This window comes from Planktotalea sp., assembly GCF_049680325.1.
Classification (GTDB): Bacteria; Pseudomonadota; Alphaproteobacteria; order Rhodobacterales; family Rhodobacteraceae; genus Planktotalea.
Genome location: NZ_JBAUHO010000258.1, coordinates 1 through 2,929, shown reverse-complemented (window position 1 = coordinate 2,929; position 2,929 = coordinate 1). Strand labels below are relative to the sequence as shown.

Sequence of the window (2,929 nt, the reverse complement as noted above, 5' to 3'; positions counted from 1 at the left end):
GCTCTAGACGGCGCGCATGTAAGACAGGCTCGGTATAACCCGACGGCTGCGCACGCCCTTCAAACACCAGCTCGCAAGCCGCCTTGTAAGCAATCGTATCAAAGCCCGGTGACATCTTGCGGTAAAGATTATCGCCCTCGTTCTGGCGATCAACCACTTCGGCCATCTTCTGCATTGCGGCATTGACCTGATCTTTGCTGACCACGCCATGATGAAGCCAGTTCGCAAGCGCCTGGCTGGAGATACGGCAGGTTGCGCGATCCTCCATAAGCCCTACATCGTTGATATCAGGCACTTTCGAGCAACCGACGCCTTGGTCGATCCAGCGGACCACATAGCCAAGAATACCCTGCGCGTTGTTCTCGACCTCGCGTTGCAGTTGCTCTGCGGTCCAGCTTGCATATTTGGCCAGCGGAATTTCCAGCAGCGTTTCTACGTTGCTGCGCCGACCGCCCGCTTTGATTTTGTCTTGCACCGCACCTACGTCAATCTTGTGATAGTGCAGCGCATGCAGCGTTGCCGCTGTCGGGCTTGGCACCCATGCACAGCTTGCGCCCGCTTTCGGGTGATCGATCTTTTGCTCCAGCATCGCGGCCATCATGTCAGGCATCGCCCACATGCCTTTGCCGATCTGCGCACGCCCTTTCAGACCGCACTCCAGACCGATATCCACGTTCAGGTTCTCATAGGCCCCGATCCAGGGCTTGCGCTTGATAAAATCTTTACGGCTGAACGGCCCTGCCTCCATCGAGGTATGAATTTCATCGCCTGTGCGATCCAAAAAGCCGGTGTTGATAAAAGCGACACGCGATTTGGCGGCGCGGATACAATTCTTGAGGTTTGCCGAAGTGCGACGCTCTTCGTCCAAGATCCCGATCTTGACCGTATTGCGCGGCAAGCCAAGGATATCTTCGACCTTGCTGAAAATCTCGTCCGCAAAGGCAACTTCGAGCGCGCCATGCATCTTCGGTTTCACAATATAGACCGAACCATGCACCGAATTGCCGCTCTCGCGTTTGAGGTCATGCATCGCGATCATTACAGTGCAAAGCGCATCCATAAGACCCTCGCCGATTTCCAAACCATCGCGGTCCAGAATTGCAGGGTTGGTCATCAAGTGCCCAACATTGCGCACCCAAAGCAACGCGCGTCCTTTCAGCGTCACCTCGCCCCCGCTCGCGCCCGTATAAACACGATCAGGGTTCAAACGGCGCGTCATCACTTTGCCGCCCTTTTCGAATGTTTCCTCAAGATCACCCTTCATCAGGCCCAACCAGTTCGCATAGGCCACGACCTTGTCTTCCGCATCGACGCAAGCAACGCTGTCTTCGCAATCCATAATTGCCGAAAGCGCGCTTTCCAGCACCACATCTGCAAGACCTGCCTGATCGTGACTGCCAATCGGGTGCGTGCGATCAAAGACCAGCTCTACATGCAGACCATTGTTGCGCAGCAGAACTGAATACGGCGCTTTCGGGTGGCCTTGAAAACCGATGAACTTCTCTGGCTGCATCAATGGCAAATCGTCAACAAGCAACGCGCCATCCTTAACGTGATACCGGCGCGCATCTGCATGCGATGTTCCTGCAATCGGGAAAAACTCGTCCAAATGAACTCGTGCGCGCGCCACAACCCGCGCCCCGCGGCCTTTGTCATATGGACCTTTTGGTGGCAGGTTGCCCATGGCATCGGTGCCATAGAACCCGTCATAGAGGCTACCCCAACGTGCGTTTGCAGCATTCAAAGCAAAGCGCGCATTGGTGACAGGCACAACAAGCTGCGGTCCGGGAATCGATGCGATTTCCGGATCAACATTGGCTGTATCGATTTGGAAATCATCGCCTTCAGGTTCCAGATATCCGATCTCGCGCAGGAAGTTCAGATAGACCTCCTGCGTTGCTGCGCTGCCTTTATGCTCACGGTGCCAAGCATCCAGTTTTGACTGCATCGCTTCGCGTGTCGCCAGAAGTTCGCGGTTCTTAGGCCCGAACGTATGTGCGAGGTCAGACAGCCCTTGCCAGAACGTGTCCGCACTAATGCCGGTCCCTTTGAGCGCGGCACCTTCAATGAATTCCACCAGAACCTGATCGACCTGAAGCCCGTGTTTTTCAATCCGCTGTACCATGAAATCCTCCGCTAAGCTTTGCTTTTGCAAGAGGTATTCCAGAAGTTTCCTATCGGCAACACGCGTTGATTTGAAAGACCCTTCGGGATTTGCGTAGATTTACTTTTCGCCCAGCAAAGCCGCCTCATGCGAACGCAAGCAGGGAAGGGCAGTGCTCATCTCGTGTGACGTCTCGAACAATTCGGGAAACAACGTTTGAATCTCTGTTTTTGCGTCCGCCCCGATTGCGTGCTGGCCTTGGGCGCCCAAAAACAGGGTCTCGGTCGGTGCGCCATTGGCGAAAACGATATCGTGCTGCGCGGTGAGGATGTGGTAATAGGTAACCTCCTCAACCTCTTGAATCGTAATATCTTTATCGTCCACCAAGGATTTAGCCGCGATCAGGGCCGCCTCTGAGCCAAAGTAGAGTTGGACCATGGGATTGCTGACATACACGCGATGGTTTGGCGATAGGCGCAACTCGCTTGAATTCCCGATCGCACCGGGCGCAAAACAAATCGGCGCAAGCCGCCCGGTGCCGCGCACCGTGGTTTTGCCGACCCAAAGGATCTCCTGCACGCCATTTTCAAGTGTCATGACTCCATCGCCAACCGCAATATCCGCGATTTCAACCAAGCCAAACTTGGTTTGGATTTTCGTACCATCCGTGAAACAGGCGACGTAATCATCATACGCATTCGGCTGGTTGTGCGATGTGCGTTCCTGTGGCCCCTGGCAATAGTTGGAGCGTAAACGTGGCCGTTCCGGCAGCTGCCGCGCCGGATTCTGCTGGCAAGCCACCGACGAAATCCGATGGGCTATAGA

At 55.0% G+C, this 2,929-nt stretch carries 2 protein-coding genes; both read right to left on the bottom strand.

Annotation, left to right across the window (positions count from 1 at the left end):
- On the bottom strand, positions 1–2,125 hold a 2,125-nt coding region (locus WBC85_RS11785), incomplete at its 3' end, for a malate synthase G (protein WP_424437173.1).
- 99 nt (positions 2,126–2,224) lie between these two features.
- Positions 2,225–2,929: Hint domain-containing protein (locus WBC85_RS11780; protein WP_424437170.1), on the bottom strand; the 705-nt coding region annotated here is incomplete at its 5' end.